The sequence below is a fragment of the Halomonas sp. AOP22-C1-8 genome (assembly GCF_052378905.1).
Taxonomy (GTDB): Bacteria; Pseudomonadota; Gammaproteobacteria; order Pseudomonadales; family Halomonadaceae; genus Vreelandella; species Vreelandella citrativorans.
This window is the reverse complement of the sequence record NZ_JBQSYD010000082.1, coordinates 1-306: the sequence shown is the minus strand read 5'-3', so window position 1 is coordinate 306 and position 306 is coordinate 1. Positions and strand designations below refer to the sequence as shown.

The window sequence follows — 306 nt, the reverse complement described above, 5'->3', positions numbered from 1 at the left end:
GCGTGGGCGACGACGCCCGTGAAGGCGACACCGTCACCTTGACGGTGGGCGACGAGACCTTCACCGGCCAAGTCGACGGCGATCTCAACTACGCCATCGACGTCCCCGGCAGCGTGCTGGCCGACAACAGCCAGCTCAGCGCTACCGTCACCGGTAGCGACGATGCCGGCAACGACTACAGCGCCGACGCCGATCGCGACTACGGCGTGAACCTCGACGCCGACGCCGAGATCACCATCGACACCATCGCCGGTGACGACGTGATCAACGGCGAAGAAGCCACTCAAACGATCAGCGTCACCGGCA

Annotated in this window: 1 protein-coding gene; it reads left to right on the top strand. The window is 65.7% G+C overall.

Annotated elements, in window-relative coordinates:
* A partial coding sequence (locus ACT3TY_RS17960) for an Ig-like domain-containing protein (RefSeq protein ID WP_444629101.1) occupies positions 1 to 306 on the top strand: 306 nt, incomplete at both ends.